At 71.9% G+C, this 25740-nt stretch carries 16 protein-coding genes and 3 pseudogenes; 12 read left to right on the plus strand and 7 right to left on the minus strand.

Annotation, left to right across the window (positions count from 1 at the left end):
• Positions 1-141: 141 nt before the first annotated feature.
• The 3 genes from AB4039_RS01730 to AB4039_RS01740 all read left to right on the plus strand — a co-directional run bounded on the left by AB4039_RS01730 (position 142) and on the right by AB4039_RS01740 (position 3499).
• Positions 142-960 carry a hypothetical protein gene (locus AB4039_RS01730; RefSeq protein WP_442269811.1) on the plus strand — a complete coding sequence of 273 codons (819 nt, stop codon included), beginning with the start codon at positions 142-144 and terminating at the stop codon, positions 958-960.
• A 144-nt stretch (positions 961-1104) separates the two neighbouring features.
• Complete coding sequence (locus AB4039_RS01735) at positions 1105-1803, plus strand: sigma-70 family RNA polymerase sigma factor (protein ID WP_442269812.1); 699 nt, start codon at positions 1105-1107, stop codon at positions 1801-1803.
• A gap of 187 nt (positions 1804-1990) precedes the next feature.
• The gene (locus AB4039_RS01740; protein ID WP_442269813.1) at positions 1991-3499 is read left to right on the plus strand and encodes a DUF4246 domain-containing protein; all 1509 of its coding nucleotides are present in this window, start codon (positions 1991-1993) and stop codon (positions 3497-3499) included.
• A gap of 24 nt (positions 3500-3523) precedes the next feature.
• Here the strand turns inward: AB4039_RS01740 and AB4039_RS01745 are convergent, their stop codons facing one another.
• The 3 genes from AB4039_RS01745 to AB4039_RS01755 all read right to left on the minus strand — a co-directional run bounded on the left by AB4039_RS01745 (position 3524) and on the right by AB4039_RS01755 (position 11149).
• On the minus strand, positions 3524-8356 hold the full coding sequence (locus tag AB4039_RS01745; protein ID WP_442269814.1) for a DNA repair ATPase: 4833 nt from the start codon (positions 8354-8356) through the stop codon (positions 3524-3526).
• 81 nt (positions 8357-8437) lie between these two features.
• Positions 8438-10495 (minus strand): flotillin family protein, encoded by a 2058-nt coding sequence (locus AB4039_RS01750; RefSeq protein WP_266837333.1) that lies wholly within the window; start codon positions 10493-10495, stop codon positions 8438-8440.
• A gap of 51 nt (positions 10496-10546) precedes the next feature.
• Positions 10547-11149: a hypothetical protein gene (locus AB4039_RS01755; protein WP_266837335.1), complete on the minus strand. Its 603-nt coding sequence runs from the start codon at positions 11147-11149 to the stop codon at positions 10547-10549.
• A gap of 268 nt (positions 11150-11417) precedes the next feature.
• On the opposite strand from AB4039_RS01755, the gene AB4039_RS01760 reads away from it, so the two are divergent.
• Positions 11418-12479: a PucR family transcriptional regulator gene (locus tag AB4039_RS01760; RefSeq protein WP_442269815.1), complete on the plus strand. Its 1062-nt coding sequence runs from the start codon at positions 11418-11420 to the stop codon at positions 12477-12479.
• 63 nt (positions 12480-12542) lie between these two features.
• On the opposite strand, the gene AB4039_RS01765 is transcribed toward AB4039_RS01760, so the two are convergent.
• Positions 12543-13007, minus strand: a complete 465-nt coding sequence (locus AB4039_RS01765; RefSeq protein ID WP_442269816.1) for a flavodoxin family protein — start codon at positions 13005-13007, stop codon at positions 12543-12545.
• A 288-nt stretch (positions 13008-13295) separates the two neighbouring features.
• Between AB4039_RS01765 and AB4039_RS01770 the strand changes: the two genes are divergently transcribed.
• Entirely contained in the window at positions 13296-15413 is a 2118-nt protein-coding gene (locus tag AB4039_RS01770) for a SpoIIE family protein phosphatase (RefSeq protein ID WP_442269817.1), read from the plus strand.
• A gap of 38 nt (positions 15414-15451) precedes the next feature.
• On the opposite strand, the pseudogene AB4039_RS01775 reads toward AB4039_RS01770, so the two are convergent.
• From AB4039_RS01775 to AB4039_RS01785, 3 genes and pseudogenes are all read right to left on the minus strand, one after another.
• A pseudogene (locus AB4039_RS01775) lies at positions 15452-15685 on the minus strand (agmatine deiminase family protein); the annotation flags it as partial.
• 92 nt (positions 15686-15777) lie between these two features.
• Positions 15778-17196, minus strand: a pseudogene (locus tag AB4039_RS01780) (ABC transporter substrate-binding protein); the annotation flags it as partial.
• Positions 17197-17289: 93 nt separating this feature from the next.
• Positions 17290-17505 carry an agmatine deiminase family protein gene (locus AB4039_RS01785; protein ID WP_266841465.1) on the minus strand — a complete coding sequence of 72 codons (216 nt, stop codon included), beginning with the start codon at positions 17503-17505 and terminating at the stop codon, positions 17290-17292.
• Here AB4039_RS01785 and AB4039_RS01790 point away from each other — a divergent pair.
• The 7 genes and pseudogenes from AB4039_RS01790 to AB4039_RS01820 all read left to right on the plus strand — a co-directional run.
• A pseudogene (locus AB4039_RS01790) lies at positions 17431-17697 on the plus strand (agmatine deiminase family protein); the annotation flags it as partial. The gene AB4039_RS01785 and the pseudogene AB4039_RS01790 overlap by 75 nt on opposite strands.
• 408 nt (positions 17698-18105) lie before the next feature.
• Positions 18106-19341, plus strand: coding sequence for a M4 family metallopeptidase (locus AB4039_RS01795; RefSeq protein ID WP_442269818.1), 1236 nt, complete (start codon positions 18106-18108; stop codon positions 19339-19341).
• A 2-nt stretch (positions 19342-19343) separates the two neighbouring features.
• A complete protein-coding gene (locus tag AB4039_RS01800) occupies positions 19344-19640 on the plus strand; it encodes a protealysin inhibitor emfourin (protein ID WP_266837343.1) in 297 nt (98 codons plus the stop codon).
• 301 nt (positions 19641-19941) lie between these two features.
• Positions 19942-20184, plus strand: a complete 243-nt coding sequence (locus tag AB4039_RS01805) for a three-helix bundle dimerization domain-containing protein (protein ID WP_266837345.1) — start codon at positions 19942-19944, stop codon at positions 20182-20184.
• Between the two features lie 3 nt (positions 20185-20187).
• Positions 20188-21219: a polyphosphate kinase 2 family protein gene (locus AB4039_RS01810; protein ID WP_442269819.1), complete on the plus strand. Its 1032-nt coding sequence runs from the start codon at positions 20188-20190 to the stop codon at positions 21217-21219.
• 67 nt (positions 21220-21286) lie between these two features.
• Entirely contained in the window at positions 21287-24010 is a 2724-nt protein-coding gene (locus tag AB4039_RS01815) for a cation-translocating P-type ATPase (RefSeq protein WP_442269820.1), read from the plus strand.
• On the plus strand, positions 24010-25740 hold the full coding sequence (locus AB4039_RS01820; RefSeq protein ID WP_442269821.1) for a SulP family inorganic anion transporter: 1731 nt from the start codon (positions 24010-24012) through the stop codon (positions 25738-25740). The genes AB4039_RS01815 and AB4039_RS01820 overlap by 1 nt, the downstream gene beginning before the upstream one ends.

Genomic DNA, 25740 nt, shown 5'->3' on the forward strand with positions numbered 1-25740 from the left:
CGCAGTTCCCTCTCCCTTCTGTGCCCTGCACCACACCGGGCGAACGACCGCCACGGCGCACCACAGGTTCGGTCGAGAACTTGTCGGGAAGTGCGTACCCCCCTGCGCAGCCCGGAAGGCTGGTGCAAGGATGAACCCGCCATGACGCCAGGCCACCGTTTCCGAGCCGTACGGGCTGCGATGTTCGCAGCCGTCTGCGTGCTGCTCGCGGCCCTCGGCCACGTACTCATGTCCGGCATGGGCGTGCCCTGGTGGGCGATGTCCGCAGCGTTCGTGGGCACGGCGGCTGCGGCTTGGTCCCTCGCAAGCCGTGAACGCGGGCCGCTCACCGTGATCGCGGCGACGGTCGCCGTCCAGGCCGCGCTCCACTCGGGCTTCTCCTTGGCCCAGTCGGTCCTGCACCCTTCCCTGCCGTCCGGCACCTCGTTCGCCCGCCAATGGGCCGAGTACCTGATGTGCGGGGAGGGCACGGCGTCGACGCTGTCCCCCCAGGACGCCCTGAAGGTCGTCCATGACGCGGGGCTCGCCGGCCTCACGTCCCAGCCACCACCCGGCACCGTCATCCCGGACGCCGGCTCCCACGCCCACCACGCCATGCACGGCATGCACGGCATGACCGGCATGGCCGGCACCGCATCCGATGCGACCGGCGCACTCATGCCGCCAGGCGGTCACGACATGGCCGGCATGTCATCGGCCGGAATGCTCGCCGCCCACCTGCTGGCCGCACTCCTCTGCGGCCTGTGGCTGGCCTACGGCGAACAGGGCGCCTTCCGCATCCTGCGCGCCGTCGCAGGCCGGCTCTGGACGCCGCTGCGTCTGCTCTTCGGCCTCGGCCCGGCACCTCTCCCGCCGCGCGTGCGCGTGCGCCTGGTACGGCACGGCCGCGCGCTCCCGCAGCTGTTCCTCGTCCACGCCATCACCTCACGGGGTCCCCCGACGGGAACCGCTGTCCTGTGACAGCTGGTTCCCCGAGTGCGCGCTGACGGCTCTTCTCCTGCCCGTCGCGCCTCGGGCATCGGCCATGCCCTCCGGCCGGCCGTACCCCTTCACCGGCCCCGCCGCGTGCGGCGCCGGACACCTTGCCCCTAAGGACCTGTGGCGATGACTCCTGCCCTGCCCACCCAGCCCTGTCCCGCCGGCGAAAGGCCGGCCCGGCACACGCCGGACTCCGACGCGGCGGTGACCCGACTGGCCCTCGCCGCCCGCGACGGCGACCCCGCGAAGACAGACCGGTTCGTCCGGGCCCTGCACCGCGACGTATGGCGTTACGTGGCATACCTCAGTGCCGATCCCCAGTCGGCCGAAGACCTCACCCAGGACGTGTTCCTGCGGGCCCTCGCCGCGCTCCCGCGATTCGAAGGCCGCTCCTCCGCCCGCACCTGGCTGCTGTCCATCGCGCGCCGCACCGTCGTCGACAGCGTGCGCCACGCCGCCGCCCGCCCCCGGCTGTCGGACCGCCACGACTGGCAGACCGCCGCCGAGCAGAACCAGGCGTACGACCTCCCCGGCTTCGAGGATGGCATCGCCTTGGCAGAACTCCTCGCCGCGATCCCGGCCGAACGCCGCGAGGCCTTCGTCCTCACCCAGCTCCTGGGTCTCCCCTACGCCGAGGCCGCCGTAGCCGTCGGCTGCCCCATCGGCACGGTCCGCTCCCGCGTGGCCCGCGCCCGCACCACCCTCATCGCCCTACTGACGGACACGGAACCGTCCACGACTCAGCCGAAGCACCTCACCGCGTGGGCGGCCGGGGACTCCACCCGGCCGGGCCCGACCGCCGTACTCGTGGCCGAATTCGCCTGAGGACCGGGCCCCGTGCGGGAGGGCTGTGCTGCGCGCGCTCCCTCCCGCCCCCGGCCATTGCGGAGGGGACCCGGCCGAGATCGGCCGTTCCCGGACCACCACTTGGGCTCTGCCGGACGCCCAAGACGCTGTCAGAGCGCTCGGCTATTCTTCCGGCACCGTTCGCCGACCGTAGGGATCTTGAGAGTTGACCGGCCTGTCTGCCTTTCCGCTGCCCTTCCAAGCGTCACGTTCCATAGCGTTCGCTCAACCCCGGACGCTGCGCGAGCTGGAGATGATGGAGTGCAGCGCGCACATCCGCGCGAAGCCGGGGTGGTCCGACAAGATGAACGATGCCGGCATCGTCGCGCGGTGGACGCAGGAGGCCGTCGCCCAGGGGCTCACCGAAGCGCAGGTGCGGTACGTGCTCGCCGAACTCGCGCACTACGCCGCCCTGCGGGACGGGCGGACCGGCATCGAGGTGTCGGGCGTCGACGGGGTGTGGCAGTCGGACGCGCTGATCGACGCCGGGCTCGCCGCCCGGCTCCGCGAGGCGGTCCGAGCGCTGGAAGAGGTCCCCGAGGCCGAGCGGGACTGGCATCCGGGCTCGGACGGGCAGGTGCTGGACCTCGTGCATCCCTCGCTGTTCTGCCTGGTGCGGGACGTGAGCGGCGGGCCCGAGGAGGCCTGGCGGAATCCGACGGACCACTATTCGAAGCACGAGTTCTCGGAGAAGTTCCAGTGGCTGCCGACGGACGTGGACGTCAGTGACGGGGGCGAGGTCTCCTTCCGTTCGTACGTCAACAACGTCCACCCCGAGACCCATCACGAACTCGCCGCCGTCCTCCCGGACGTGTTCGCGCGCATGCGGCCGCTCTGGGAGAACGTGCTCACCGACCTCCGCCACCCGCGGCCGCCGCGCATCGAGGCCGATCCCCGCGGGTGGTACGACTCGGAGCCGGTGTACCCGGTCAGGTCCTCCTTCAGCGAAGACGCGGCCTACCGGGAAGCCCGCAGCGCCTGGGGGGACGCCTACGACGCTTGGCGGGAGACCCGCCGCCCGGCCGTCCCGGACGCCCCGGACTTCACCCCGCCCGAGCCGCCCGCCGAGGACGCCCGGGTCGACCTGCGCGGCCGGCGGCTGCAGGTCATCGTCAAGCTCGCCACCATCCACCTCACCCCGGACGGGCCCGAGTACACGGGCGGCTCCTGGCACGTCGAGGGAATGCTGAACGAGCGGATCGTCTCGACCGGCATCTACTACTGGGACAGCGAGAACGTCACCGAGAGCCGGCTGAGCTTCCGCGCGGCGCTCGACGACCCGGACTACGAGCAGAACGACGACGACGGGGTGCGCGAGGTCTACGGCCTGGAGGACGAGGACGCGCTGAACCAGGTGCTGGGATCGGCGGCGACCCCGGCGGGCCGCTGCCTGGCGTTCCCGAACATCCTGCAACACCGGGTCGGCCCGTTCCGCCTCGCGGACCCCACCCGGCCGGGACACCGCAAGATCCTCGCGTTCTTCCTGGTCGACCCTTCGACGACGATCGCCTCGACCTCCGATGTCCCGCCCCAGCAGCCCTGGTCCGAGAGCTCCACGATGACGCTGGAGCAGGCCAAGGAGTACCGGGAAGAGCTCATGCGGGAGCGCAAGTTCTTCGTGGACGAACACAACGACCAGCTCTACGAGCGGGAGTTCTCCCTCTGCGAGCACTGATCGCCGCGGGGTCGGGGCGGGTCGTCAGGGGCGGTCGGGCGGAGGGCAGGTCGAGGCCCTCGTGATGGCGGCTTCGACCGATGCCACGCGGTCGGCGAGCAGCCCGAGGGCGGACACGGCCCGGGAGAGGGGATCCGCTCGCGGGTCCCCGAGACCGTGGCCGCGTACGTACCCCGCCTTGACCACCGCCCACCGCTCGGCCTGCTCCGGGGTGAGGGTGCCGCGGAGTTCGGCGAGCCGCAGCAGGTTGGCCTCGGCGTCGGACCTGAGGGTCTGGGCTTCGGCGGCGTAATGGTCGTCGAGGAGCGCGGCCAGCTCGGCGGCGTTCATGACGGGATCGATACGGGCGGCGATCTTGTTCATGTTGCGGTACGAGCCCTGGAGGCGGAACGGGGGCTCGGTGCGCGTGGTGTCGCTCTGCGCCGCGGAGGCGATGTACGCGGCGTTGACCGCGAGGACCGTCGTCCGGGCGGTGAGCAGGTGGCGCAGGACGGCGAGGACGCGGTCCCGTTCCGCCGGGAGGTACGGGTGAACGAGGCGGTCCGCGCGGGCGGACGGGTCGCCCGCCGCCAGCCGCAGGAGCAGGTCCAGGTCCGTGCGCTCACGGCCCGCGAGGGGCGCCAGCACCGGGTTGGAGGTGAGCGCGTTCTCGATGAAGCTGGCGGCGAAGGCCTCTTCCTTGCCGGTCAGGACGTCGCCGAGGTTCCACACGTCGGCGCGGTTCGCGAGCATGTCGGGGATGCGGAAGGCCTGCCCGGACTCGGTGTAGGGGTTGCCGGCCATGCAGACCGCGAACCGCTTGCCGCGCAGGTCGTAGGTGCGCGCCCGGCCGTTCCAGACTCCCTCCATCCGGCGGGTGGCGTCACAGAGGGGGATGAACCGCTGGAGCAGTTCGGGTGAGGTGTGCTGGATGTCGTCCAGGTAGAGCAGGGTGTTGTTGCCCGCCTCCAGGGCGAAGTTGACCTTCTCGATCTCCTGGCGGGCGGTCGCGTTCGGGGCCTCGGCGGGGTCGAGGGAGGTGACGTCGTGGCCCAGGGCCGGGCCGTTGACCTTCACCAGGACCAGACCGAGGCGGTCGGCGACGTACTCCACGAGGGTCGTCTTGCCGTAACCGGGCGGGGAGACCAGCAGGAGGAGGCCGTTGCTGTCGGTGCGCTTGGTCTCGCCCGTGGTGCCGAGCTGCTTGGCCAGGTTGTCGCCGATGAGCGGCAGGCAGACCTCGTCGAGGAGGCGGCTGCGGACGAAGGAGGACATGACCTTGGGCCGGTACTCGTCCGGCCTCAGCCGGCTCCTTTCCCTCGCCACCAGTTCCGTGCGCCGTCGCTGGTAGGCCCTGAACCCGGCAGCGGTGTCCGCCGTGAAGTCGTGCACCCGGCCGAGCAGTTCGTCGATGCGCACGGTGAACGTCCGGCCGGTGATGCGCGGATGCCGGCCGAGGAGACCGGCGACGGTACCGGTCAGGGCGGCGTCCGACTCGTACCGGCGCAGGTCCGGGCAGAGCTCGACGGCGACCGCCTCCGCGAGGTCGCCGGGGTCGACCGGCTCGCCGGTCGCGCCGACGAAGGCGGTGAGCCAGGCCTCGACGAGCCGGCGCCGGTCCTCCGGCACGTCGAGGGCGGCGAGGTCCTCGTCGTAGGCGGCGGTCCCCACCGTCCGGCGGAACGTGTCGAGGAGGACCCGGGTGGCCGCGCTGGTGACGAACCCGCCACCGGCGGCCAGTTCCTCGAAGAGGTACTCGGCGGCCTGCGGGCCGCCGTCGATGGCTCCGGCGAGCTCCGCCGTGAACGCGGTGATCGCCGGGGTGGCCCCGAAGGCCGTCCGGACCCGGGCGAGGGAGCCCGCACGCCGGGTCCAGGCCTCCCGCTCGGGGCCGGTCGTCCGGTGCGCCCAGAACAACTGGGCCTCGGCCCGCGCCCGGGACGGGTAGCGCAGCAGGCCCGCGCCCTCGTGGAGCCGCAGCAGTACGGTCAGGATCGCGGTCGCGTCGTGGTCGTGGACGCCGCGTTCGTAGCCCTCGTCGTACGCGGCCCCGGCGGCCTGCCGCACCAGGGCGGGCAGGTCCGCCCCGGCGAGGGCGGCGGGGCCGTGTTCGGTGAGCAGCCGTACCGCGAGGTACTCGGCGCGGTAGACGTCGGCGTTCTCGGAGGGCAGCGACTGGCCCCAGTAGGGGCGAGTGGCCGCGAAGTCCGGGTCGGTGACCGGGGAGCGGTAGTCGGTGCCGGTGAGGGCGAAGGCGAGGCCGTCGCCCTGCGGCACGAGCGTGAGGTCCAGGGGCTGGGTGTTGACGGCGAACCGGTGCCGGCCCAGGCGTACGGTCCGGCCGCCGTCCGCGTACAGCTCCCTGCGGTCGCGCAGGGCGCGGGCGGCTTCCTGCCCGGCGGCCTTCAGCCGGCCGTCGAGCTCCTCGGCACGGGTCCGCTCGCCCAGTTCCCGCAGTTCGTCAGCGGTGCGGCGGACCTTGGCGACCATCGGGTCGGAGGCGAAGAAGGTACTGACCGCGTCGGTGTCGGCGAGCGTCGACGCCCGGCGGGTCACGGTCTCCAGGACCCGGGCGGCCACGCCCGCCAGCCGCTCGGCCCGGCGGGCGCGGTCGTCCTGAAGGGTCTGCTTGCGGGCCGAGAACGCCTCGTACACCTCGCTCCGCTGGGCGGCCAGTTCCGTGAGGAAGGGGTCGTGGTCGGCGAAGCGCGACTCCAGGTGCTCCAGGCCCAGCAGCAGGCGGGACAGCTGCTCGTCGCACGCGTCCGGGGTGTCCGCGGCGGCGAGGGCCCCGGTGACCGTCTGGGCGAGCAGCGCGGATTCGGCCGCGAACGCGGCCCTGCCCTCCTGTGCGAGCAGCTCGCGGCGCCGGGCGTCGAGGGTGGCAYGGGCCCGGTTGACGCCGCCGAGCACTTCGGCGATCCGCTCCAGGATGGATGTCCGGACGGTCGCGTCCCCGGTGTCCAGACCGGCGACGATCTCGGTGACGGAGCTCAGCCCCTCGGTCTGCGCATCGAGCCGGTCGGCCAGTGGCGCCGCTCCGGCGACCGTGGTGATCGCCGCGGCTTCCTCCGTGAGCTGCCCGACCTCCTCGTGGTGGGGCGCGAAGGCGTCCTCGCGGGAGAGGAAGACCATCGCGCGTCCGGCGAAGGAGGCGATGTCGGAGGTGGTCTCCGCGGCGAGCCCGTCGATGCGCCCGGTGTCCGCGTAGCGCAGTTCCCGCAACGTGAGCAGGTGCCCCTGGGCGCGGCGCAGTTCTGTCAGCCGGTCCACCCAGTCGCCCGTGGTACGGGGGCCCTCGCCCCGGATGCGCCGGACCAGTGAGGCGATCCGGCCCGCCGCCCCGTCGAGCGCGTCGGCCGCCTGCCGGGTCAGGGCCTGGACCGTCCCGAACTCGGTCAGCACCTGTTCGGCGGTGGCCCGGAGCTCGCCGAGCGGCGTGCGCAGGTCGCCGAGTTCGGGGTCACCGAGCCAGTGGTGCTGGTCATCGGCCCGGACACAGGCGCTCACGAGCGTCTCGAAGACGGCGGCGGTGGGGGTCGTGTCCGCGACCGCGCCGGCGATCGAGAGCAGGTCCGATATGCCGCGGACGAGGTCGGCGTTGCCGACGCGGGCCAGTGCCCCGGCAGCGACCGGGCGGCCGGCCGCGTGGGTGTCGCAGGCGTACGGGGTGCTCCACCGCTGGACCGGGTGGACCCGGGCCGGTTCCTCGGAGCCGGTGCGCAGCACCATCAGGGTGCCGTCGTCGAAGAGCGCGTACCCGTGGCAGGGGATCGGGGTGGCGACCTCCTTGCGGATCAGGTTGTACGGCAGGAGCAGGCCGCGTCCCTCCGCCCGTGCGTGGAAGACGTGGAGCACGTCCTCGCCGTTGGGCGAGCGCACGGCGCGCTCGAACTCCAGGCCCTCGGTGGTGGTGTCGAAGGTCTTGGTGAGCCCGGTGGTGAGGTGGTAGCCGCCGGGGAAGACGATCCCCTGTTCCCCGGGCAGCCGACGGGCCCCCTGTCCGAGGGCGTCGAGGCGGACCACCGTCCTGGTGATGCCGTTGAAGACCAGGTGCCGTGGGAGCTCCTCCTTGTACGGGCGCACCCGCAGCAGGATCAGTGGTCCGACGCGGGCGTGATCGATGTCGGCGTCGGCGAGGGACTGGAGCGGTTCGTCGACCGGCTCCCGGTGGATCCCCTCCCCCGTCTCGGTGTCGTCCTCGGTCTTGACGGTGAGGTGGCCGCCGACCGTGGCGACGAAGATCTCTCCCCCGATCGACACGTGCGGGTGCCGGCCCGGGACGTGGTCCTCGCGGGTGGCTGCGGTCCACTCGAAGTCGTACGCGGGCGGCAGGACGTGGTCGCGCTCGCCGCGCGCGTCCAGGAACGTGACGGTTCCGTCGTGGCCCAGGGCCCAGCGCAGGACGCGGATGTCCTCGTCGCTGTCCCCGGTCCGGAAGACGGCGAGCAGTCTGCCCTCGACGTGGCGGAGCCGCAGGAGGCGCGTCTGGCGGTAGTAGCGGTACAGGGCGGCGAATTCGCGGATGAAGGCCGGATCGTCGAGGAGCCCGCGGACGGCGTCGCCTGGGAGCCGGTTCAGGTCGCGGTCGTGCAGGGTGAGGACGTCGCTCACCGCGGTCCCGGGCCTGAGGCCGGGAACGGGGTCGTGACCGAAGAGGAGTGCGCCGCCGACGGCCACGATGTCGCGGGGCACGGCGCTCTGCCCCGTGTGCAGGCCCCCCGAGCCGGCCAGGGCGGGCTCGGTGGAGCCGAGCCCTTCGGTCCGGCGGGTGTTGAGGGCCTCCGCCCGGCGGGCCAACTCGGCGGACTGCGCTGCGAGGCGGTCCCGCAGCACCTCGTAGGTGCCCGCGTCCATGGAGGACATCGCGCTGGTCATGGTCTGGCTCCCTGCGGGTGCGTACGGTGTCTGCGGTATCGGCCCGTCCCGGCGGCGGATGGGGCGTCGGCCGGGGCCGGGTCAGGCCTTGGCCGTCCCGTTGAGGCCGGCGCCCGGCTTCGTGAGCGGCATTTCGGCGATTCCCAACTGGTTGGCCTTCTCCAGCAGCTCCCCGAGCTGTCCGGACTGCGCTCCCGCCCCCTGCATGAGCTTCATCAGCAGCGCCGACACGGTCAGGTTCTGGACGTCGGCGGTCGAGAGGGAGCCGAGCACGCGCGTGATGTCCTGGGTGAAGTCGGACGTACCGTCCAGCCAGGGCCCCGCCAGGCGCTGCGCGGTGTCGGAGTTCCGGACGAAGGCGTCCACGCCCTTGCCGAGGGAGATCGATGAGACGAGACGGTCGAAGAAGACCGAGTCGCCGCCGACGATGTCGATGTCCGCCTTCTCCAGTCCGGCCGCGACCACCATGGCCTGCGCCTCGGCGACCTGGCGCTGCACGTCGAGCCCGGCCAGCCGGATCTCCTTCTCGGCCGCCAGCCGCAGCCGGTACTCCTCGTGCCCGCGCGATGCCTCGTCCAGCGCGGCCATCGCGGCGGCCTTCTCGGTGAGCCCGGCCGCTTCGGCCTTCAGCTTCTCCCCGATCATCGCGGCCTCGGCGCCCGCCTGCGCCTTCGTCCCCTCGGCCTGTGCCGTCAGCCGTGCCTGGGTCGCGTGCGCCTCCGCGCGGCCGGTCTTCTCGATCGCGTCGGCCTCCTTCTCCCGTACCTGCACCGCCGCCAGCCCGGCCGCCGCCGTCTCGGCCTGGACGGCCTCGGCCAGCCGCAGTTTGGCGCGGGCGTCGAAGTCGGCGGACTTCAGCCGGGCCTCGGCGAGCGTCAGCTGTTCCGCGGCGTGGTGCCTGGCGGCAGCCTCCGCGGCTTCCGCCGCCTTGATGTCCTTGACCAGCCGCTCCTGTGCCTCCGCCTCGGCACCGATGACGATCGCCTGCCGCGTGCGCTCGGCCTCCTCGACCATCCGCAGCTTCTTGATGGACTCCTCCTGCTCGGCGACCGTACGGTCCACCGCGATCCGCTCCCGGACCACGTCGGCCACCTCACGGCGCTCCGCCTCCACCTCCTTGTCCTTGGAGATCGACGAGAGCGCGGTCTCCCGCTCGCGCGCGATGACTTCGAGCATGCGGTCCTTCTCGATCCGCTCGTTCTCGACGGCGATGACCCGCTCGCGGTTCTTCTGGGCGACGGTGATCTCGCGCGCCTGGTTCTCGCGCTGCACCCCGAGGAGCTCCTCGGTCCTCAGGAACGCGCCCTGGGCTCCGAGGCGTTCCTCCTCCTGCACCTTGGCCGTGGCGGCCTCTTCCCGGGCCCGCAGGGTCTCCACCTCGCGCCGCTGCCTGATCTCCGCCTCGGACTGCCGCCGCTCCAGCTCCAGGATGGTCTCCCGGGCGTCGACGTTCTGCCGGGTGATCTCCTTCTCCTCCGTGCGCTGGAACTCGTTCGTGCGCACGTGCTCGACGGCCGTCAGTTCCGTGATCTTGCGGATGCCCTGTGCGTCCAGGATGTTGGCCGCGTCCAGTTGTGTCATCGGGGTCTGCTCAAGGAAGTCGATGGCCGCGTCGTCGAGGTGGTAGCCGTTCAGATCGGTGCCGATGACCTGGATGATGCGGTCCCGGAACTCCTCGCGCTGGGTGTAGAGGTCGACGAAGTCGAGCTGCTTGCCGACCGTCTTGAGGGCCTCGGAGAACTTGGCGGCGAAGAAGTCCTGGATGGCCGCGTTGTCGCTGGCCCGCTGCGTGCCGATGGCCTGGGCGACCTTGATGACGTCCTCGACCGTCTTGTTGACCCGCACGAAGAAGTTGATGTGGATGTCGGCGCGGATGTTGTCCTGGCAGATCAGCCCCTCCCGTCCGGTGCGACGGATCTCGATCGTCTTCACCGAGATGTCCATGTACTCGGCCTTGTGCAGCACGGGCAGCACGACCTGCCCCGTGAAGGTCACGTCGACCTTCCGCATCTTCGAGACGATCAGCGCCTTGCCCTGCTCGACCTTGCGGAAGAGCCGGCTGACGATGACGAGCAACGCGACCGCGACGAGCAGGACAACGGCGATGAGCACGCCGATGCCCAGGGAGATGGCATCCATGGTGAAGTCCTTGCGGTGAAGGTGCGGTGGCGGGCAGGAGCCGACGAGGGCTCAGCCGGTGGTGCGGGGGTCCAGTGCCGTGTCGTACGGCGCGGCCCAGAAGAACTCGCCCGGTTCGTCGTACGCGTAGAGCAGGGCGATGCTGCCGCGGGTCAGCGGGTCCGCGGCATATTGGCGGACCTGCACGATGGCGGTCGAGCCGTCGGCGGCGGCCACCTCGGCCTGCCCGAAGCGGGTGTCCACCCGGCCGGTCCGGATCACGGCGATCCGGCCGATGAAGTCCTGGCGCGAGGGCGGCGGGTCGTCGGGCCGGAACACGCGGCGCAGCGGTCGGAGCAGCAGACCCGTCGCGCCGCGGGCGACGAGCGGGGCGAGAGCGAGCAGGAGGAGGGCGGAGCCGCCGCCGAGCCCCAGACGGTCGGCCAGGACGGTGCCGACGAGGCCGGTGAACCAGGCGACGGTGATCAGCACCGAGGCGGAGACGGCGACCGGGACACCCGGCGTTCCCAGGGCGCAGGACCCGGCGTCGGATTCCCACGCGTCGTGCTCGACGACCCCGAACAGGACGAGCAGCCAGTACACGACGACGACGGCCAGCGCGACGGTGAAGATCCCCGCGGGGAATCCCAGGGCGGCGTCGATGAACTCATCCACTGGTCCCGCCCCTTCGTTCTCGGCTGCCCGTCGGGCCGGGTGCGGGGCGGGACCCGGCACCGGGCGCGTTCGCGCCCCCGGCACCGGGACCGTCCCCCGTGTCCCCCCGCACTCATCCTGGCAAGAGGGCACGGCCCCCGGCATTGCCGGACGCCAGCAGTCTTTACGGCATCTTGATGCCGAATGCAGGCTGACGGTGACGGTCTGCCAACCTTGACCGCTGTACGTCAAGAAGGCGCAAGCGGCGCATCAAGATGCGGGAGATCCAGTGGCAGGGCGGGACATACCCGAGGACTATCTCGACGGCTTCGTCGGGATCCTCACCGAGGTCTGCGGGACCGGCCGTCGGCTCACGCGCGAAGAGCTGGAGTCGCGCCGGGCGGTGGGCCAGCGTGCCGCCGAGGCCGGGTTCGGGCTTCGGCCCCTGGTCCGCCAGTACCTCTCGACGACCCGTACCGCCTGTCCCGACCTGCCCCGCGCACCCGTCGACCGCGTACTCGCCGCCGTCGAGCAGGTGGTCGACGCGCTCGCCGAAGGGCACGAGCGGGCGCAGTTGGCGGCCGTACGGAAGGAGGAGGCGGCCCGGAGGGAGTTCATCGAAGACCTCCTGTACGGCCGCAGCGATCCCGGGCGTCTCTCCGAACGCGCGGAGCGGTTCGGGCTGCTGCTCTCCCACACGCACGCGGTCGCGGTCGCCGAAGGCCCGCAGGCGTACGACGACGTCCACCCGGCGGTCCAGCGGGTCGAGCGGGCGCTGGTGGGACGCTTCGGGAACCGGCGCATCCTGCTCACCACCAAGGAAAGCCGCCTCATCTGCGTGGCTCCGGCCGACCAGGACGACGTCCTCATGTACTTCGCCGAACAGGCGCACGCGGGGACCGACGGCGGCCGGGTGGCCATCGGCCGCCCGCACGCGGGCGCGGGCGGGGTCGTCCACTCCTACGAGGAGGCGCTGAACGCGCTCGAACTGGCCGGCCGCATGAACCTCGACGACCCGGTGCTGCGCGCCTCCGAGCTGCTGGTGTACCCGGTCCTGACGCGGGACCGGCAGGCGATGGCCGATCTGGTGCTGAGCACGCTCGGGCCGTTGACGCGGGCGCGGGGCGGGGCCGGTCCGATGCTGGACACGCTGATCGCCTATTTCGACTCCGGCTGCAACGCGAGCGAAGCGGCGCGGCGGCTGAGCCTGAGCGTGCGGGCGTTCACCTACCGCCTGGAGCGGATCCACCAGTTCACCGGTGCCGACCCGACCGACCCGGCCCACCGCTACACGCTCCAGACCGCTGTCATCGGCGCCCGCCTCCTCGACTGGCCCGCCAAGGACCTGTGACCTCGCCGGGTCCGCGTCCCGCATACGGGTCCGGACGTACGTCGATGATCCGGATCGAGGACCTCACCCCCGGGTCCCGCCCCGCAGCCGTTCGGCGAAGGCGCGCGCGGCGGCCAGGTCCTCCGCGTTCGGCCGCTGTTTGTTGATGCCGCCGACGAGCCTGAAGGGCGTCCACGTGTCGAACGCCCGGCAGGAGAAGTTCCCGTCCACCGCGAAGCCCTTGCCTTCGAGGAGCCGGACCAGGGGGCGGGTGAAGGGCGCGAACGGCATCTCGGGGAGCCCGCTGGTGGCGAACACGAACGCCCGGCCCCGCCCGGCGGGAAGCGCCTCGACGAAGTCGGTCAGCCGGGGGTGGAGGCTGCCGCGGAAGACGCCCGAGCCGAATCCCACGAGGTCGGCCCCCGTCAGCTCGGCCGGGCCGGCCTCCTCGGGGGAGACGACCTTCGCGCCCAGCACCCGGGCCATGGTGTCGGCGACACGACGCGTATTGCCGTGTGACACGGAGGCACACACGATGACTGCCTTCATCCTGTCCATCCCTTCTCCGGCTTCTGCAGGGGGGACAGGGCGGTCGCGCCGAATGTGACACCCATGTGATGTGACGTAGGCCATACCGTTACGGGGTCGCGCGCACGATGACGAGCGATCCGGCGTGCGCGATCCGCCTCCTCGCCGAGAGGTCGGGGCCCGACCGCCGGGCAGCCGCCGGTAAAGGCCGTCGTCCGGGGTAGGCGGGAGGAGGATGGGGCCGACGGGCGAGTGGGGACCGGATCGTCGGGTCCGAGACCTGCCGCAGCGGGCGAAGGAGGTCCGGTCATGGTCACGCCCGAGGCGTTGCGGGCCGAGCCCGGCCCCGTGGGAGTGGTTCCCTCCGAGGCCGGCGGCCTGCTGGACGTGCTGAGCGTGGCCGCGGTGGTCCTGGACGCCCAGGGGCGGATCACGCTGTGGAGCCCCCAGGCACAGGACCTCTTCGGCTGGTCGGCCGAGGACGCGCTGGGCAGCCACGCGGCCGAGCTGCTGGTCGCCGACGAGCACGTCGRCCTGGTGCTGGAGCTGTTCGCCAAGGTCATGGCGGGTGGCGGCGCCTGGGCGGGCGTCTTCCCCGTGCGGCACAAGGACGGCTCCTCGCGACTGGTGGAGTTCCGCAACATGCGGCTGCAGGACGAACACGGCGACGTGTACGCGCTGGGGATCGCCTGCGACGAGACCGTTCTGCGGGGCGTGGAGCGCGACCTGGCGCTGTCGGTGCCGCTGGTGGCGCAGTCCCCGCTCGGGCTGGCGGTGCTGGACACGGACCTGCGGTACGTCCTGGTCAATCCGACGCTGGAGCGGATCAACGGCCTGCCCTCCGAGGAGCTTCTGGGCCGTAGGCCCCGCGAGGCCCTGCCGTTCCTGGACACCGACACGATCGAAGCCTCCATGCGCCGGGTCCTGGACACCGGCGTACCGCTGCTGGACCAGTACGGCACCGGGCGCACACCCGCGGACCCGGACCACGAGCATGCCTGGTCGGGGTCGTACTACCGGCTGGAGGACCCGGGCGGGCGGGTGATCGGTGTCGCCCTGGTGGTCGTGGACGTCACCGACAGCTACCGCGCGGCCAGGGAGGCCACCGAGGCCCGCAGGCGCCTCGACCTCATCGCCCGGGCGTCGGTGACCGTCGGCACCACCCTGGACGTGGAGCGCACGGCCCGCGAGCTCGCCGACCTCGTCGTGGCCGACCTGGCCGACCTCGCCTCGGTCGACGTCCTCGACTCCGTCCTGGAGGGCAGCGTGGCGACGGCGCCCGGACCCCGGACGGGGCAGGCGCTCTTCATGGCCCTCGCGGTGGCGGCGTCCTACGGGACGGACGCCGTCCGAGCCTCGGACCCGGTCGGCGAGCGCACCAGGTATCCGGCCGAGCGCCTGGTCACCCGCTGCGTGAGCACCGGGCGTCCCGTCCTGGTGTCGCAGGTCACCGGCGCGGACCTGGCGCACATCGCGCGCGACGAGGCCGCCGCGGACCTCCTCCACCGGGAGGGCGCGCACTCCTACCTGGCCGTACCGCTGACCGCCCGCGGCCAGGTCCTCGGCGCCCTGGGCCTCCTGCGCACCCGCAATCCGCTCCCCTTCGACCACGACGACGTCACCCTGGCGGGCGAGCTGGCCACCCGCGCCGCCATCGCCATCGACAACGCCCGCTGGTACCAGCACGCCACCGGCACCGCCCTGACCCTGCAGCGCCACCTCCTGCCCCACCCCCCGCCGCGGGCGGCCGGCCTCCAGATCGCCTACCGCTACCAGCCCGCGGCGGCCGCGAGCGGGATCGGCGGCGACTGGTTCGACGCGATCCCTCAGCCCCGGGACAAGACCGCCCTCGTGGTCGGCGACGTGATGGGACACGGTCTCCACGCCGCCGCCACCATGGGTCAACTGCGCACGGCCACCCGCACCCTGGCGGACCTCGGTCTCGACCCGGCACAGGTCCTGCGCCACCTCGACCACATCACCGCCGAACTGGACGGGACCATGGCCACCTGCGTCTACGCCACCTGGGACCCGCACCGCTCGCGCTGCCGCGTCGCCCTCGCCGGCCACCCGCCCCCGGTCGTCGTCAGGTCGGGGCAGGCCCCCGCGCTGGCCGACCTTCCGGCCGGCGTGCCGCTCGGCACGGGCGGCCTCGGCGACGCCGGGTTCACGTCCACCGTCCTCGACCTGCTGCCCGGCGACCGGCTGGTCCTCTACACCGACGGTCTCGTCGAAACCCGTGACGACGCCCTGGACGACCGCCTCGACCTGCTCCTGCGCCTCCTCGCCGATCCGGATCTCCCGCCGGAGGCGACGTGCGACCGGCTCCTGGCCGCCCTGCGTCACCGTGACGCGGCCGACGACGTCGCCCTCGTCATCGCGCGGGTACTCCCCCATCCACCCGCCCGCGGAGCGCGCCCGCACTGAACGGCGCCCCCGGGGGCGGTCATCGGGCGGTGGGGCCGTTACGGCACCGGCTGCTGCTGGGTGACGCAGTGGATGCCGCCGCCACCGGTGCCGAGGCGGTCGATGTTGAGCCGTTCGACGACGCGGCCCGGGAACAGGCGCGTCAGCGTGGCCCGCGCCGCCGCGTCGGCCCGGGTGTCGCCGAACTGGCCGCTGATGACGGCGCCGTTGCACACGTAGTAGTTGGCGTAGGAGGCGAGGAAGTCCCGGTTGGTGGAGCGGCCTCGACGGCCATCCGCTCCTCGACGGGGTAGGTGCCGACTGCCTGTTCGACGAGCCGGTCGTACTCGGGGTCGCTGTAGCCGGCGAAGTTCATGGAGGCGCCGGTCTTGAAGTTCGACAGCAGGTCGAGGGGGTCGGTGATCGAGTCGTAGTAGGTGAGCGGGAACATGTCGATGCCCTCGCGCGCCCCGGGGTCGGTGAACAGCGCGGTGAAGGCGTTGGGCGCGATGGTCTTCAGGCGGACGTCCAGGCCGATCCGGCTGCCCGCCGCCCGGACCGCGGTGGCGAGGAGGGAGACGTCCTGGCCTATGGAGCTGGTGGCCATGGTCAGTGTCCTGCCGGTGGCTCCGGCCTCCTTGACCAGGGCCTTGGCCCGCTCGATGTCCTGGCCGGTCGGCGGCAGTCCGTCGAAGGCGGTCTTCCGCGTGGACCCGGACGCGGCGGCCCAGGCGGCCCGGGTGGTGAGGGAGCCGGTGACCGTGCCGGCGCCGGCGAGTCCGGCCTTGACGAACCCGGTGCGGTCGAGTGCCAGGGACAGCGCCTGGCGTACGCGGACGTCGCCGAGGGGGCCGTTCATGTGGGTGATGTTGACGTTGACGGTGCTGAGGCCCTCGCCGAAGTAGAGGGTGGCGGCGCCGCTGCCGCGCAGCCGGGCGTAGCTCTCGGTCGGGATCAGGTAGCCGCCGTCGACCTCGCCGCTGAGCATCGCGTTGGTGCGGGCGGAGGGGTCGGTGAGGATGCGGAAGACGGCCTTCTTCGCCTTGGCCTTGGCCTTGGTGCCCCAGTACCCGTCGAAGCGGTCGAGTTCGATCGACTGGCCCTTGTTCCAGGTGCCGAGCCGGAAGGGGCCGGTGCAGGCGAGGCCGCCGGTGGTGCCGTAGTCCTTGCCCGCCGCCTCGACGCCGGCCTTGGAGGCGACCACTGCGGCGGCCGAGGCCATGTACTGGGGGAACTGGGAGTCGGGCTTCTTGAGGGTGACGGTGACCTGGAGCGGGCCGGTCTTGGTGATCGCGGAGACGTTCTGGAAGACCTGGGCCCAGGCGGCGGCGTTGTCGGGGTCCATCTGACGGCCGGGGCTGAACACCACGTCGTCGGCGGTCATCTCCTGGCCGTCGTGGAAGCGCACGCCGGGGCGCAGGTCGTACACCCAGGTGGTGGGGTCGGGGTTGGTCGCCTTCTCGGCGAGGCCCGGTTCGGTGGTGAGGGCCGGGGTCCAGCGCATCAGGCTCTCGCACACGTTGGACAGGATGGTGTTCTGCGGGTAGTCGAAGGCCACCGTGTGGTCGAGGGTGGGCGGCTCCGCGTACACGGCCCAGCTGAACGAGTCGATCTCGCCCCGGGCCGGCGGGGTGGACGCGGAGAGGTGGGCGTCCGTGACGGCGCCTGCGCCCTTGGGCGGCCCCGCACAGGCCGCGAGCAGGGCGAGGGAGGCCAGGACGGCGGCCGCGGCGGGGAGGGCCGCCGGGCGGCGTGAGGGCAGACGGTACGGGCGTCTGCTCGCGCGGGGTGGGGAGGTGGTCATCGTCACGCTCTCTGGTCCGTGAGGGGGCGGGGGAGGCGGGGGGAGGAGCGGGCGGACCCCCGGGGCGGTCCGCCGGGAGCGTTCGGCGCCTGGTCAGGCCGCGGTGGCCGGGCGCCGGGGCGCGGGGATCTGCTGCCTGATGCAGTGCACCCCGCCGCCGCCGAACGCGATGGCGAGCGCCCGCACCCCGACGACCTTGCGGCCGGGGTAGGCGGAGGCGATGACCGCGAGGGCGTCCTCGTCCTGGTGCAGCCCGATCTGGACCGGATCACGGGCCGGGGCGACGACTTCGTCTCCACCTACGCCAATTTCTACATCGCCAACGACGCGGTGTTCATGTCCGAGTTCGGTGACCGCCGGGCCGACGACCGGGCCCGCGGCATCCTGCGGGAGCACTTCCCCCGGCGGGACGTCGTGCCGATCCCGATCGACACCATCGCCTCGGGCGGCGGCGGCATCCACTGCTCCACCCACGACCAGCCCGGCAGGCCCGCGGCCTGACCACCCGGCCTGCGACCGCCCGTTCCCGGCTGCCGTGCGGAGCGGGGCCCGGCCCCCGGGTTGCGTTTGCCGGTCGCTACGGACGGCAGGAGACTGGTGGTGTCAGCGTGACTGCGCCGCCGCAATCCGGGTTGGTCGGCGCCGACGCTCCTCCCGCTGCTTCCGCACCAGCGGATATCCGCGGTCCGACCGCGACCGGCCATGTTGAACGTCGAAGTACCGTCCACATGTTGACGGGTTGATGGTTGAACGTCGACAGGGACGTCCCTCGATCCCTTCCGTGGCCCCGAATCCGGCGGAGGCTCTCGGCACCCCCGGTCCATGACGACCGGCGACCCGTGATCGGCCGGGCACGCAGTCGCATTGATGAAGGCTCAACCGTCGGTCCTCTCTCTTCGGAGGTGTCCTATGAGCAGGACCCGACCCATCAACTGCATCATCCCCCCGTACATTCTCAACAAGCTCCTGGACAGCAAGGACAGGGAGGTACGCCAAGCCGCCTTGGACACCTTGCTGCTCAGTGCCCGCCTGCACGGTGAGCGAACGGTGCGGGCGTCCTTCGCGGGCGCGGCGGCCCCCGCCAACGGCCGGCGCACCATCTTCGACTGCGCGCAGGAGGAAATCCTCGACAACGCCTCCCTGGCCAGGACGGAAGACGGCCCGGAGTCCGCGGACCCGGCTGTCAACCAGGCTTTCGACGCACTCGGGTTGACACGCGATTTCTACAAGGAAGTGTTCCACCGCGATTCGATCGACGACGGGGGCATGCGCCTGGACGGCTACGTCCACTTCGGTTTCCAGTTCAACAACGCGTTCTGGGACGGCCATCAGATGGTATTCGGCGACGGGGACGGCAGGGAGYTCGGCAACCTCACCGGATCCTTCACGGTGGCCGCCCACGAATGGACGCACGGGGTCACCGATCGCACCGCGAGATTGGAATACCACAATCAGTCCGGAGCCCTGAACGAGTCGATATCGGATGTCTTCGGGTCACTGGCCAGCCAGTGGTCGCTGAAGCAGACGGCCGACGAGGCGGACTGGCTGATCGGGGCCGAAGTCTGGACCCCGGGAATCGCCGGCGACGCCCTGCGGTCGATGAAGGACCCGGGGCACGCGTACGACAATCCCCAGTTCGGGAAGGACCCCCAACCCGACCGCATGAGCAAGTTCGTCCACCTGCCCGACACCAGGAACGGCGACAACGGCGGGGTGCACTTCAACTCCGGCATCCCGAACAAGGCGTTCTTCCTGACGGCCGTGCGCATCGGCGGATTCGCCTGGCAGTCCGCCGGAACCATCTGGTACGAGTCGCTCAAGGCGTCCAGCGCCAAGGACCAGTTCGAGGACTTCGCGACCACCACCTTCCAGAAGGCCGGAGAACTGTTCGGCGCCGGCAGCCCCGAGCAGTCGGCGGTGCTCTCTGCATGGCAGGAAGTGGAAGTCCAGATCAGGGGCGTCCCGACCGGAGTGGCCCGGGTGCGCAGCTTCGCGGTCAGCGGCTACGGCCACTCGAACGGCAACGGACACGGCGGAGCGGGCCGGGACGGCGGCCTGGCATCCCTCAACCGGCAGATCGGGGCACTGACCGACAAGGTCACGGGGCTGGCGAAAGAGGTAAACGCGATGAAGAGCACCAGGTGAAGGTGTCCCTGGAGACATACGGCGGGCTGGCGGCGGTGACCAACCTCCGCCGCCCGCCCCTGGTACTGGACACGGTCGCCCTGCCCGAGGACGCCGCGGCCGAGCTGGCCCGGCTGGTGGCGGCGGCCATCTCGACGCCCCCGGAGGAACCTGACGGCCGCGCCCGGGACGCGATGAGCTACACGATCACGGTGGAGGAGGGCGACCGCGCGACCACCCTCGAACAGTCGGACGGCGCCATGACCCCCGCGTTCGCGGCCCTGCTCACCCGGCTCAGGAAACACTTCGCACAGCAGTGACCCGCGACCACCCGTGGCCGCCCCCCGGGCGGGGCTCCCCGCCCGGGGGGCGATCTTGTCGGGGGGAGCACACAATGAGCGCTGAGGATCCTCCTCGTGTCGATGGCGGGACGCGTGCTTCCGCGGTCGGGAGGTCAGGGGCCATGGAAGCGGTGCAGCGGCCATGATGGTCGAAGAACGGGCTCCCCGAGCCGGCGCGTGCCGTCCCGCCGAGGACCGGAGCCGTCTTTCCGGGCCGGTGGAGAGCGCCGGCCCCGGGGGCCCGCCGGGTCGTCCCCGGCCCGGCCCGCCGGACGAACCGATGGCCGTACGGAACCTGGCGGCACGCTTGAAGGCCTCGTACCCGACGGTGGACGCGGTCACCGTCGAGGCGGCGGTCAGGGCCGCGTACGACTCGTTCCACCGGGCCAGGGTCCGGGCCTACATCCCGATCCTGGTCGAACGCCGGTCCCGGAGGGCACTCGACGCCGCGCGCCGCGCCGCCCCCGACGGGCCCGCAGACGGCGGCGGGGCGATCGGCCCAGGACCAGCGAAGGGGTGGTAGCCGATGGCTGACGACAGAGCCGAACGCATCGCCGGTTTCATCGCGCCCCTGAGGGTGAAACCGGGATCGAAGGTACGTCTGGACCGGGACTTCGATCCCCGGTACAAGGCCGGTCTGAAGAAGCAGGAGGGGATCGAACTGCTGCGGACCGGCGTGTCGCTGCTGGCCGAGTACCAGGAGCGGCTGGCCGCCCAGGACACGTTCGGCGTACTGCTCTGCCTCCAGGCGCTGGACGCCGGCGGCAAGGACGGAACGATCCGCCACGTGATGAGCGGCGTCAACCCCCAGGGCGTGAGCGTCAGCAGCTTCAAGGTGCCCTCCAGCGAGGAACTCGACCACGACTACCTGTGGCGCTACGCCCGGCGGCTGCCCGGTCGCGGCGAGATCGGCATCTTCAACCGTTCCCACTACGAGGAGGTCCTCGTGGTCCGGGTCCACCCCGAGGTCCTCGCCCGGCAGAAACTGCCGGGCGAACAGTGCGGGCCGGACCTGTGGGAGCGGCGCTACCGGGAGATCAACCGGTGGGAGCGCTACCTCACCGACAACGGGTTCAAAGTGGTGAAGATCTTCCTGAACCTGTCCAAGGAGGAGCAGCGCACCCGCTTCCTGAAGCGGATCGACCTGCCGGAGAAGAACTGGAAGTTCTCCGCGGCGGATGTGCGGGAGCGCCGTCACTGGGACGAGTACCAGGAGGCGTTCTCCGAGATGCTGTCGGCCACGAGTACGAAGTGGGCGCCCTGGTACGTCGTACCGGCGGACCGGAAGTGGTTCGCGCGGATCTGCGCGGCGGCGGTCCTCGCCCACACTCTGATGGACATCGCCCCCCGGTTCCCCGATGTGGGGGAGGAGGCGCGCAAGGAGCTGCTCGTCACCAGACGGGAGCTGGCGCAGGAGGCCCCGGCCGGTGTTCCGGCCGATCCGTACACCGCCGGCCACCCGCCGGCCGGCCGGAGCGGCGGGCGGAGCGGCGGGCGGCGGAAGAAGGAGAGGAAGGGGAGGAAGGGGAGGAAGGGAAAGAAGGGGAAACGCGGCTAGGACCCGTCGGACCGGCACGCGACGTGCCAGGACGCGACGCATCCCCGGCCACTAATCGGAGGCGACGATGACAGTGCGGTCGGATCCCGTGGGACGAGAGCCCAGCGCTCCGCGGGATCTCTGGTACACGCGGGCCCCCGAGGAGGTCGCGGCGGCGTTCGACGTCGACCCCGCGGTCGGTCTCTCCAGCGCACGGGCGGCGGACCTGCTGGCCGCCCACGGCCCGAACGCGCTGCCCGAGGAGAAGCGCACCCCGGCCTGGCTCCGGTTCCTGCGGCAGTACCGCAGTTACATGCAGATCGTCCTCGTGGCCGCCGCGGTCGTCTCGCTCCTCATCCAGGAGTGGACCACCGCCGCCCTGCTGATCTTCCTGACCCTGCTGAACGCGGTCATCGGCCTGCGCCAGGAGGGCAAGGCCGAGAGCGCGATGAACGCGCTGCAGTCGATGATGAAGGCGACGGCGAGGGTGCGCAGGGACGGCACGGAGGCCGAGATCCCCGCCGAGCAGCTCGTCGTCGGGGACGTCGTGCTCATCGCCGCGGGAGACCAGGTGGCGGCGGACGGACGCATCATCAGGGCCAGCGCCCTGCAGATCGACGAGTCGGCGCTGACCGGCGAGAGCGTTCCCGCCGCGAAGGACGTCGGTCCGCTGGCGGGCCCCCTTCCGGCGCCCGGCGACCAGACCAACATGGCCTTCATGAACACCCCGGTCACCCACGGCAGCGGCGTGGTCGTGGTCACGGCGACCGGTGCCGGTACCGAGCTCGGCAAGATCTCCGGGATGCTGTCCACCACCGAGAAGGAGGTGCCGCCGCTCACCAGGGAGCTCGACACCCTGACCCTGTGGATCACGGCGGCCGCGGGCCTCACCATGATCGTGATGTTCGCCCTGGGACGGCAGCGGGACCAGGCCTGGGACGCCCTGTTCGTCAGCGCGGTCTCGCTGGCCATCGCCGCCATCCCCGAGGCCCTGCCCACCGTGACCCAGGCCATCCTGTCGGTCGGCAGCCTCAACCTGGCGGAGCGGAACGCCATCGTCAGGGAACTGCCGTCGGTCGAGACGCTGGCGTTCACGTCGGCGATCAACTCGGACAAGACCGGCACTCTGACGATGAACCAGATGACCGCCGTGGAGGTGGTGACCCCCACCGACCGGTACACGGTCTCGGGCACGGGCTACGAACTCGCCGGGAAGATCCACCACGCCGCGGGCTCCGCCCCGGACATCGAGGACGCGATCCTGCCCTACCTGGTGGCCAGCGACGCGAAACTGGTGGATGGCCGGGTGGTGGGCGACCCCACCGAGGGCGCGCTGCTGGTGCTCGCGCACAAGGCCGGGCTGGACATCGAGGGCACCAGGGAGCGGCTCCCCCGGCTGGCCACGCTGCCGTTCGACCCCGGCTACAAACTGATGGCCACCTTCAACGCGGCGGTCGACGCCTCCGGGCGGGGGGTCGTCCGGTGCTTCGTCAAGGGTGCCGTCCCCGCGATGGTGGCACGGGCCGCCACCGCGCTCGCGGCGGACGGGTCCAGGCCGTGGGACGCCGAACTGGCGGCGCGCGCCGAGGCGCAGACCGGGCGGATGGGCGCCGAGGGGTACCGGGTGATGGCCGGGGCCACCCGTGATCTGGACCCGGCCGGCTTCGACCCGGAGGGCGACCTGCTCGCGTACGTCACCGAGCTGCGGATGACCAGCCTCGTCGCCATGGTCGACCCGCCCCGTGAGGAGGCCAGGGCGGCCGTGGCCGGCGCCCAGGCCGGGCACATCCGGGTCCGCATGGTGACCGGTGACGACGTCACCACCGGCGCGGCGATCGCCCGGCAGCTCGGCATCCCCGGCGAGGCGGTCCTCGGCGCCGACTTCGCGGCCATGAGCGAGGAGGAGCAGCTCGCCCGGATCGACGGCATCGGTGTGGTGGGGCGCGTGGCCCCGGAGCACAAGGTGCTGCTCGCCGCCACGCTCAAGAAGAAGGGCGAGGTCGTGGCGATGACCGGGGACGGGGTCAACGACGCCCCGGCCATCAAGGCCGCCGACATCGGCATCGCCATGGGCAGCGGCACGGACGTGGCGAAGAACGCCGGACGCATGATCCTCTCCGACGACAACTTCGCCACGATCGTCTACGCCGTGGAGCAGGGCCGCAGGATCTACGACAACCTCACGAAGTACATCCGGTTCGTGCTGCTCCTGCTGGTCACGTTCGTGCTGACCTTCCTCGGGGCCACCGTCTTCAACATCGCCGCCGGTGAGCCCTTCACTCCCCCGCAGGTGCTGTGGATCCACTTCGTGGTCAACGCCTCCTTCGGCTTCGCGCTGGGCTTCGACCGGGAGAGCCCCGGGCTGATGCTCCGCAGGCCGCGTCCGCGCGGGGAGTCGGTGCTGACCCGGCCCGTACTGGTGACGGTGGGACTGGGCGGTCTGGCGCTCACCATCGTCCTGCTCGGGCTCATCCAGCTCGGCCGGAGCGCCTCCGACGGTGCCGGGACCGGCCAGTCCGTCGCGTTCACCGCCTTCGCCCTGTGTCTGATCGTGGCGGCGTTCGAGTGCCGCAGCGAGACGGAATCGGTGCTGACCCCGTCCACCTTCGACAGCAAGCAGATGAACTGGGTGGCACTGGCCCAGTTCGTGCTCGCGGTGCTGGTGACGCAGATGGACGGCTTCCGCCGCCTCCTCGGCACGACCGAGATCGACGCACGGCAGTTCGGCAGTGCGCTGCTGGCCGCCCTCGCGCTCCTGCTCCTGTGGGAGCTGGGCAAGCTCCTGGCCCGCCGGACGACCCGGGGGACCTGATGCGCGGATGGCCCGCCGGTCGGCTGCGGGCCGTTCCCGGGGTGCGCGCGGCGGCGTCCTACCGAAGGGAGTGGCTGGTCAAGGACCTGGTGGCCGGGGTCGTCCTGACCACGCTGCTGGTGCCGCAGGGCATGGCGTACGCGGAGCTGGCGGGCCTGCCGCCGATCACCGGCCTCTACACGACGGTCCTGTGCCTGCTCGGGTACGCGGTGTGCGGGCCGTCCCGGATCCTGGTGCTGGGCCCGGACTCCTCGCTGGGGCCGATGATCGCGGCGACCGTGCTGCCCCTGGTGGCGGCGGACGGGGATCCCGCGCGGGCCGTCGCCCTGGCGTCGGTGCTCGCGCTCATGGTGGCGGCCATCATGATCCTGGCCTCGGTGGCGAAGCTCGGCTTCATCGCCGACCTGATCTCCAAGCCGACGATGATCGGCTACATGAACGGACTGGCGCTGACCATTCTGATCGGTCAACTGCCCAAGCTGCTCGGCTTCAAGGTCGAGGCGGACGACCTGCTCGGCGAGTTCGCCGGCTTCGTGCAGGGAGTCGTCGGCGGGGACGTGGTGCCGGCCGCCGCGGCGGTCGGCTGCGGCGGGATCGTCGTGATCCTGGTCCTGCAGCGTCTGCTGCCGAAGGTCCCCGCGGTGCTCGTGATGGTGGTCCTGGCGATCGTCGCCGCCACCGCCCTCGACCTGGGCGGGCGCGGCGTCGGTCTGGTCGGGGTACTGCCCGAGGGCTTCCCCCCGTTCACGATCCCGGACGTGCGGCTCACCGACCTGACGCTGCTGCTCGGCGGTGCGCTGGGCATCGCCCTGGTGTCGCTGGCCGACACGATCTCCAACGCGTCGGCGTTCGCGGCCCGCTCGGGCGAGGAGGTCCGCGGCAACCAGGAGATGGTGGGGATCGGTGTCGCCAACCTCGCGGCCGGTCTCTTCCAGGGCTTCCCCGTCAGCACGAGCGGCTCCCGTACGGCGGTGGCGGAGCGCGCGGGGGCCAGGAGCCAGCTCACCGGGGTCGTCGGGGCGGTGCTCATCGTCCTCATGCTGGTGCTGGCCCCGGGCCTGTTCCGCAACCTCCCCCAGCCGGCCCTGGCCGCCGTGGTCATCACCGCGTCGCTGTCCCTGGCCGACGTCCCCGGGGCCGTGAGGCTGTGGCGGCAGCGCCGGACGGACTTCATGCTGTGCTGCGCGGCGTTCGTCGGCGTGGCCCTGCTCGGTGTGCTGCCCGGCATCGCGATCGCCGTGGCCCTGTCCGTCCTGAACGTCTTCCGGCAGACGTGGTGGCCGTACCACACCGTGCTGGGCCGGGTGCCGGATCTGGAGGGGTTCCACGACATCCGCTCCTACCCCGAGGCCCGGCGGCTGCCGGGCCTGGTGATCTACCGCTTCGACGCGCCGCTCCTCTTCGCCAACGCCAAGGCCTTCCGCGACGAGATCAGGCGGCTGGCCGAGACCGATCCGCGGCCGAGCTGGATCGTGGTCGCGGCGGAGCCCATGACCGATGTGGACACCACCGCGGCCGACGTCCTGGAGGAGCTCGACGAGACGCTCAACGCGAACCGCGTGCACCTCGTCTTCGCCGAGCTCAAGGACCCCGTACGGCGCAAGATCGAACGGTACGAGCTCACCCGCACCATCGATCCCCGGCACTTCTTCCCCACCGTGGAGGCCGCCGTCGAGGCCTTCCGTCGGGAGACCGGAGCCGAGTGGGAACCCCCCGCCGACGGGCGGTGA

The sequence above is a fragment of the Streptomyces sp. M-16 genome (assembly GCF_052114405.1).
GTDB lineage: Bacteria > Actinomycetota > Actinomycetes > Streptomycetales > Streptomycetaceae > Streptomyces.

What these genes read in the sequence shown, in the direction of transcription:
- AB4039_RS01735 (WP_442269812.1), top strand. Translation starts at nt 1,105, where the DNA reads ATGACTCCTGCCCTGCCCACCCAGCCCTGTCCCGCCGGCGAAAGGCCG.
- AB4039_RS01805 (WP_266837345.1), top strand. Translation starts at nt 19,942, where the DNA reads ATGGCCGTACGGAACCTGGCGGCACGCTTGAAGGCCTCGTACCCGACG.
- AB4039_RS01810 (WP_442269819.1), top strand. Translation starts at nt 20,188, where the DNA reads ATGGCTGACGACAGAGCCGAACGCATCGCCGGTTTCATCGCGCCCCTG.
- AB4039_RS01730 (WP_442269811.1), top strand. Translation starts at nt 142, where the DNA reads ATGACGCCAGGCCACCGTTTCCGAGCCGTACGGGCTGCGATGTTCGCA.
- AB4039_RS01815 (WP_442269820.1), top strand. Translation starts at nt 21,287, where the DNA reads ATGACAGTGCGGTCGGATCCCGTGGGACGAGAGCCCAGCGCTCCGCGG.
- AB4039_RS01750 (WP_266837333.1), bottom strand. Translation starts at nt 10,495, where the DNA reads ATGGATGCCATCTCCCTGGGCATCGGCGTGCTCATCGCCGTTGTCCTG.
- AB4039_RS01820 (WP_442269821.1), top strand. Translation starts at nt 24,010, where the DNA reads ATGCGCGGATGGCCCGCCGGTCGGCTGCGGGCCGTTCCCGGGGTGCGC.
- AB4039_RS01765 (WP_442269816.1), bottom strand. Translation starts at nt 13,007, where the DNA reads ATGAAGGCAGTCATCGTGTGTGCCTCCGTGTCACACGGCAATACGCGT.